Genomic DNA, 6965 nt, shown 5'->3' on the forward strand with positions numbered 1-6965 from the left:
CTCACGACTTTCTAATAGAATCTTGCGGATAGTGCGCACGCGCACCTCCAATTAATTTTGGGCGACTAGCCAACGCCGTTACGTGGGCATGACCAATCTCTCTCAAAAGAGGGCGAATCGGAACCTGAACATGCTTAACATGCATGCCAATTGCAGTATCTCCGATATCCAATCCAGCATGAGCCTTGATAAATTCAACCTCAACTGGATCCTGCATAAACTTGAAGGCTGCCAATTGACCCGAACCTCCTGCATGAAGAGTAGGAAGGACATTAACGATTTCCAGACCAAACTGCTCTGCAACCTGACGTTCAACAACGAGAGCCCGATTGACATGTTCACAGCCTTGAACAGCTAGATGAATTCCTTTTTTCTCTAGGATATCTAGGATGGTCTTCACAATGATTTCGCCAATTTCTTGGCTGGATTCCTTGCCAATCTGACCACCTATCACTTCACTAGAAGAAAGGCCCAAAACAAAGATAGATCCCTGCTTCAAATCGGCCTTTTCCAGTACATCTTCTACAATCTGGCTTGTTTCTCTTTGAATGTCTTTTTCCTTCATACTTGATACCTCTTTTGTCATTATCTATCATATCGTTTTTTCTTGTTTTTAGCAAGATAGACAAACTAGAAAGCTTTCTCAATTACGCATAAAACTCCCAGAATTGACCGGGAGTTAGCTAGTTTCTATTCTATTTATGTATATTTCAATCGTCGTTCCTTTTTGGGGCGTAGAATCAATCTTCATCTGGTAGTTGTCTCCAAAATGAAGTTTGAGCCTTTGGTCAACATTTTGCAGACCAACTCCCCCACGTTTGAGCTGACTTTGACTACTATCGCCAGCAACTTGGAAGCCAACGCCATCATCCTCAATGCGGATGACCAATCCCGAATCCTGTTTCTGAACTGAAACTCTAATATGTCCCTGGCCTTCCTTTTCCTTAATGCCATGATAAAGGGCATTCTCTACAAGAGGTTGTAGGACCAGCTTAGGCAAGACTAGATGATCAAAGGCAGGATTTTCATCAATCTCGTATTCCAGCTTATCTCCATAACGCTGTTTCTGGATAAAGAGATACTGGCGGACATGATTTATTTCGTCAGGGAGACAAATCAAATCCTTACCCTGATTTAGAGCCAAGCGGAAATAGGTTGCCAAGGACTTGGTCACCTGAACCACTCGCTGACTATCCTGAAATTCAGCCATCCAGATGATGGTGTCCAAAGTGTTATAGAGGAAATGTGGATTAATCTGGCTCGACAGTGCTTGAAGTTGGTACTGACGGGTCGTTTCTTCCTGCCTGCGAATATCTACCATCAGCTGATCAACCTGATCCAACATGGCATTGAACTGGCGAGTCACTTCTCTCAGTTCATGGGCACCAGTTTCCTTGACACGAAGATTCTGATTACCAGAAGCAATCTCCAGCATGGTATCTCTCAAATCCTTCAAAGGAGCAATCCAGCGCTTGAGACTGAACCATACCAAACAGAGACAGGCAAGAAGAGAGGTGACACTAGCCCCAAGCAAGGTCCACAAGAGTTGATTCCGAACCTGGTCTAACTTCTCCAGCGAAGACACACCAAGCACCGTCCAATCAGTTCCAGCAATCTTTTCTTGACTGACGTAGGATTGGTGATCTAGTGTATAGCCCTGCCCTGTCTCAATATAGGGTTTCATGGCCTCCATTTCGCTAGACGAACTATAAACTGTGTGTTGAGGATGATAAACAAATTCATGGTTTTCATTGATGATAAAGGCAAAGCCCTGCTGACCCAACTGGAGTTGGTTGAGATAGGCTTCCAGAGTTTCATAGGAAATGTCCAAGCGAAGCACACCAAGATTGGCTCCCTTTACATCAACAAGTTCTTGAGTGACAGAAATGACCCATTGACTATCTGATTTACGAGCTGGAGTCAAAACGGGCATAGCTCCCTGATGAATGGCCTTTTGGTACCAGTCCTCCGCCATCATATCTGAGGAGGTTTTCATCTGCACACTGTCATCTGTAGAAATAAGCTGACCTGATTTGGTGACCAATACAACAGCTTTCAAGTCCTGATCTGCCTTTAAGATGGTCAAAAACAGATTTCGGATTTCCTTGACCTTGTCTTGACTGGGATTCTCAGCATAGGCTAGGACATCCGTCTGCTGGGTCAAACCGGTCGATGTGGTTTCTAATTTTTTGATATAAGACTGGATAAAGTGGCTAGTCTGACTGATAGTCATCTGGCTATTGCCCTCAATGCTAGCCTCGATAGCTGATGAACTAGATTGATAGTAGAAAGTTCCAACCAGAGCTAGGAGAATGAGAAAGACCAGAAAGATGGAAATAACCATTCTGACTAGGAGAGAAGAACGCTTCATCGACCTTCCCCCTTCTTAAACTGACGAGGTGTCACACCTGCAATCTGTTTAAAACGTTGGGTAAAGTAGTTCATATCTTCAAAACCAACCTTTTCTGCTATCTCATAAATCTTTAAATCTGTGGTCAGAAGCAAGAGCTTGGCTTGTTTGACACGCTCTCTTACCAGATAATCCTGAAAAGGCAGGCCCAACTCTTTCTTAATCAAAGAACTCAGATAAGTCGGACTAAAACCCAAGTCACTGGCCAAAGACTTTAAACTAAACTGGCTATCAGCCAGATGAGACTGGATTTTCTGAGCAATATTTCCCTCAAACTTATCGATCAATAAATCTTGTAACTGCTCTTCCTTTTCTTCCTTATCCAACTTTTGCTTGATTTTCCCCAACATTTCCTCAATATCCTGACGAGAAAAGGGTTTAAGCAGGTAGTCATCCACACCTAGTTTGACAGCAGACAAGGCATAATCAAAATCATCGTAACCTGTCAAAAAAACCAGATGAACCTGAGGATAGGTTTCTCGGACTAGACTGGCCAACTGGATGCCATTTAGCTGTGGCATGTTGATATCAGTTAAAATGATATCTGGCACCTGCTTTTGTATCAATTCCCAAGCCTGCCTTCCATTTTCAGCCTGACCGATGATTTCCATATCGTAGGCTGCTACATTGACCAGTTTAGTCAAGCCTTGTCTCACCAGATATTCATCTTCTACGATTAAGATTGTGTAGGTCATGCTTCTCTCCTTTGTCATTTACTAGTATCAGTATAGCAAAATTCTCCTCTAACTGCTTAGGAAAGCCCTCTTAATCGACATAATCTAGTAAATAAGCATATCCTTTTTCTTCCATTTGGTTTTTAGGAATAAAGCGGATGGAAAGACTATTGATACAGTAGCGCAAGCCACCCTTGTCCTGTGGGCCGTCCGTAAAGACATGGCCAAGGTGAGAATCTCCAACTCGGCTCCGCACTTCCATGCGTGTCATATTGTAAGACTTATCTTCTTTGTAAGTAGCAACATCTGGACTGATGGGTTGGGTAAAACTAGGCCAGCCACAACCAGACTCAAACTTATCCTTTGATGAAAAGAGGGGTTCGCCAGTTGCTACATCCACATAGATACCAGATTCAAATTTATCCCAGTAGCGGTTTGAAAAAGCTCGTTCTGTTTGATTTTTCTGGGTGACTGCATACTCCTCAGGTGACAAGGTCTTTTTCAATTCTTCATCACTTGGTTTGGGATATTTGCTGGCATCGATGACGGGATAGGCAGCCTGATTGACATTGATATGACAGTAGCCATTTGGATTTTTCTTGAGATAATCTTGGTGGTAATCCTCAGCCATTACAAAATTCTTCAAGGTCTCCTTTTCAACTGCTAGAGGTTGGTCGTATTTCTTAGCAACTTCATCAAAGACTTGGTTAATCACCTCTAAATCCTTGTCATCTGTGTAATAAACACCAGTACGGTACTGGGTCCCCACATCATTTCCTTGTTTATTTTTGCTGGTTGGATTGATAATGCGGAAATAATGAAGCAGGATTTCCTTGAGGGAAATTTGATTGGCGTCATAGGTGACATGGACAGTCTCCGCATGACCTGTTTGGTTAATCAATTCGTACTTGGTTGTTTCCCCTCTACCATTTGCATAGCCTGAAACGGCATCTGTCACCCCGGGAACACGTGAGAAATACTCCTCCACTCCCCAGAAACATCCCCCAGCTAGATAAATTTCATGCAAGTCTGCATCTTTACTCACTTCTGTTTTTTTCACTGTTTTTCCTCCTTGGCTAACTGATGCTTTCTCAATTTGCGAGCTATCTGTCTGCCCTGCATTTCGCATCAATAGAAAATAGAAACCGGTTATGGCTAGGAAAAAGATTCCTGCCAAGACAAACAATTTTACTTTATCATTCATGACCTTTCTCTACCCCATTTCTTTCAATGTTTTTAAAATCATATCCTTATCCATAAAACCTGGTTGCGTTTTGACCAGCTTTCCTTCCTTGTCTATAAAGGCTTGAGTTGGATAAGAACGAACACCATAACTTTCCAAAAGTTTGCCTGATGGGTCAATTAGAACTGGGAAGTTTTTATAATCCAAACCCTTGTACCAGTTCTTAAAGTCTGCTTCTGCTTGTTCCCCCTTGTGTCCAGGAGATACCACTGTCAAGATCACATAGTCATCACCAGCATCCTTAGCAATTTCATCCGTATCCGGAAGACTAGCCAAACAGATAGAACACCAAGAAGCCCAAAATTTAAGATAGACTTTCTTGCCCTTGTAATCAGACAAGCGGTAAGTCTTGCCATCTACTCCTGTCAGTTCGAAATCAGCAACCGCCTGACCTTTAGTCGCAGTTTGTGAACTAACTTGTTCTGTTTTGGTTTGCTCCTTCATAGTAGATTCGTCTGACATATTTTTAGCCGAACAGGCTGCCAAGCAACAGATTGAGCCTACTCCAAGGAGACATGTTTGCCATTTTTTCATTTCTTTTTCCTCTCTATTCAAATAATGTAGTCAAAATGGAAGCATTTCCCAAAAGCACCAAGATTCCCATCACGATAATGAGGAAACCACCCACTTTTTTGAGGGTTCCTAGATAAGGATGGAGTTTTCGAAAATGTTTCAAAACATAGCTGGAGGCTAGAGCTAGAACCAAAAATGGTAGCGCCAACCCCAGCGTGTAAATCAACATGAGACCAGCTCCCTGCCAAGCACCTGAACCACCTGAAGCCGCCAAGGCCAAAACAGAACCCAGAACCGGCCCCACACAAGGCGTCCAAGCAAAACTAAAGGTCAACCCCAGTAAAAATGCCTGACTATAGCCCTTACCTTTTTGCCCCTGTCTCTTTAATTGTAGCCTTCTTTCCTTGTAAAGTCCCTTCAAATGCAAGACTTCCATCTGGTGCAGGCCCAAGAGAATGATAACAGCACCCGTCACATACTGAAACCAAGAAGCATACAGCAAATTGCCTAAAAAACCAGCTCCATAGCCCAGTAAGATAAAGATAAAAGAAATACCCGCTATAAAGGCCAGAGTTCGCAATAAACTGACAACTGAGATTGAAAATTTGCCACTAGAAGCCTGAGCACCATCTTTGTCATCTAACAAGACCCCTGCATAGACCGGTAACAAGGGTAAAATACAAGGAGAAAAGAAGGAGAGAATTCCAGCAAGAAAAACACTGATAAAAAAGATAATATTATCCATTGCCTTCCTCCATTCTTTGATTTGATAGGACTATTATAGCCCCAAAAATCCAGAAAAAACAGGGACAATGATAGGAAAAAATAGGAATTTAATCAGGTTATTTAGAAATCTTACAAAAAAAGCCAGACACAGTCTGACTTCGATGAAAGCAGAAAAGAAAATTCACTAGTCTTCCCTGTTTATCTGATAATAAATAAGGTTCGCAAGATAGCCTTTTCTCTCTACACCATTGGTAATAGTCTCTAGATAGGACATTCCTGCCTTCTCCATGACACGACCTGAAGCTGGGTTGAGACTGACATATCGTGCTCTGACCTTTTGAAAACCTGCTTGAGTAAAACAGAAGTCCAATACAGCTTTCAAGGCCTCCGCCATCACACCTCGGCCCCAATAATTTTTTCCTAAGACATATCCAATTTCACAAGAAGAATCGTTCTCATCCATTGCAACGATGCTGATATCTCCTATCACCTGCTCTGGCTTTTCTTTGAGACAAATGGCCCATTTGTAATAGTTGGGATTGGCATAGGAGGCAACCCAGTTATGAATCGAATGTCGAGTCACCTCAACATCAGGATGGGGATCCCAAGTGACGTAGGTTAGATTCTCAGCAGAGGAAGCCCAATTCTGGAACATGGCTTCTGCATCACTTTCCACAAATCTTCTTAAAATCAAACGATCTGTCTGTAAGATTTTCGTACCAATAGATTTCATGATACTACCTCACTTTCTAATAGATGATTCTCTGTCCAATCTTCATTGAAACTTGTTTTGCTTTTGAATTTCAAGGCTCAAGCTAAAAAGGTCCCCCAGACCTTCTTCGCTTTCTCATTTCTAAGCTCAGGGTAAAAAGACTTAACTCAGTAATAGCTAGAAGACAAGTTTTTCATCTAATGTCTTGACGTAGTCGCTGTCTGGTTTGAAATACGCTTTACCAAGCTCTTTCAAACCTAGTCATCGTTGCGGGGGTGAGACTACGAAATCGAACTCTTCGAGTTACCAGAACTTCCTCGCTTACCTGTTTCCATGATCGGGGTAAAAAGACTAAACTCAGTAACAACTAAAAAACGAGTTTTTCATCTAAGCCCTTGACGCAGTCGCTGTCTGGTTTGAAATACGCTTTACCAAGCTCTTTCAAACCTAGTCATCGTTGCGGGGGTGAGACTACGAAATCGAACTCTTCGAGTTACCGGACCTTCCTCGCTTACCTGTTTCCATGATCGGGGTAAAAAGACTAAACTCAGTAACAACTAAAAAACGAGTTTTTCATCTAAGCCCTTGACGCAGTCGCTGTCTGGTTTGAAATACGCTTTACCAAGCTCTTTCAAACCTAGTCATCGTTGCGGGGGTGAGACTACGAAATCGAACTCTTCGAGTTAC

7 protein-coding genes are annotated in these 6965 nt (G+C 42.5%); all 7 read right to left on the reverse strand.

Going from position 1 to position 6965, the window contains the following annotated elements; all coding sequences use genetic code 11:
* Window position 1: 1 nt before the first annotated feature.
* Window positions 2-565: a TIGR01440 family protein gene (locus B7695_RS04440; protein ID WP_192855728.1), complete on the reverse strand. Its 564-nt coding sequence runs from the start codon at window positions 563-565 to the stop codon at window positions 2-4.
* A gap of 114 nt (window positions 566-679) precedes the next feature.
* A complete protein-coding gene (locus tag B7695_RS04445; RefSeq protein ID WP_084889956.1) occupies window positions 680-2371 on the reverse strand; it encodes a cache domain-containing sensor histidine kinase in 1692 nt (563 codons plus the stop codon).
* The gene (locus B7695_RS04450; RefSeq protein ID WP_070479466.1) at window positions 2368-3105 is read right to left on the reverse strand and encodes a response regulator transcription factor; all 738 of its coding nucleotides are present in this window, start codon (window positions 3103-3105) and stop codon (window positions 2368-2370) included. Before B7695_RS04450 ends, B7695_RS04445 begins: the two co-directional genes overlap by 4 nt.
* Before the next feature lie 70 nt (window positions 3106-3175).
* A complete protein-coding gene (msrB, locus tag B7695_RS04455; protein ID WP_084889958.1) occupies window positions 3176-4288 on the reverse strand; it encodes a peptide-methionine (R)-S-oxide reductase MsrB in 1113 nt (370 codons plus the stop codon).
* Between the two features lie 9 nt (window positions 4289-4297).
* Window positions 4298-4861 carry a redoxin family protein gene (locus B7695_RS04460; protein ID WP_084889960.1) on the reverse strand — a complete coding sequence of 188 codons (564 nt, stop codon included), beginning with the start codon at window positions 4859-4861 and terminating at the stop codon, window positions 4298-4300.
* Window positions 4862-4874: 13 nt separating this feature from the next.
* Window positions 4875-5585 carry a thiol-disulfide oxidoreductase-associated membrane protein CcdA2 gene (gene ccdA2, locus B7695_RS04465; RefSeq protein WP_084889961.1) on the reverse strand — a complete coding sequence of 237 codons (711 nt, stop codon included), beginning with the start codon at window positions 5583-5585 and terminating at the stop codon, window positions 4875-4877.
* 165 nt (window positions 5586-5750) lie between these two features.
* On the reverse strand, window positions 5751-6299 hold the full coding sequence (locus tag B7695_RS04470) for a GNAT family N-acetyltransferase (protein WP_084889964.1): 549 nt from the start codon (window positions 6297-6299) through the stop codon (window positions 5751-5753).
* Between the last annotated feature and the right edge of the window lie 666 nt (window positions 6300-6965).

The organism is Streptococcus mitis (assembly GCF_002096845.1).
Taxonomy (GTDB): domain Bacteria; phylum Bacillota; class Bacilli; order Lactobacillales; family Streptococcaceae; genus Streptococcus; species Streptococcus mitis_A.

Bases quoted from the DNA above. Each gene is read 5' to 3' on its own strand.
- B7695_RS04440 (WP_192855728.1), bottom strand. From the start codon at position 565: ATGAAGGAAAAAGACATTCAAAGAGAAACAAGCCAGATTGTAGAAGAT.
- B7695_RS04445 (WP_084889956.1), bottom strand. From the start codon at position 2,371: ATGAAGCGTTCTTCTCTCCTAGTCAGAATGGTTATTTCCATCTTTCTG.
- B7695_RS04450 (WP_070479466.1), bottom strand. From the start codon at position 3,105: ATGACCTACACAATCTTAATCGTAGAAGATGAATATCTGGTGAGACAA.
- msrB (WP_084889958.1), bottom strand. From the start codon at position 4,288: ATGAATGATAAAGTAAAATTGTTTGTCTTGGCAGGAATCTTTTTCCTA.
- B7695_RS04460 (WP_084889960.1), bottom strand. From the start codon at position 4,861: ATGAAAAAATGGCAAACATGTCTCCTTGGAGTAGGCTCAATCTGTTGC.
- ccdA2 (WP_084889961.1), bottom strand. From the start codon at position 5,585: ATGGATAATATTATCTTTTTTATCAGTGTTTTTCTTGCTGGAATTCTC.
- B7695_RS04470 (WP_084889964.1), bottom strand. From the start codon at position 6,299: ATGAAATCTATTGGTACGAAAATCTTACAGACAGATCGTTTGATTTTA.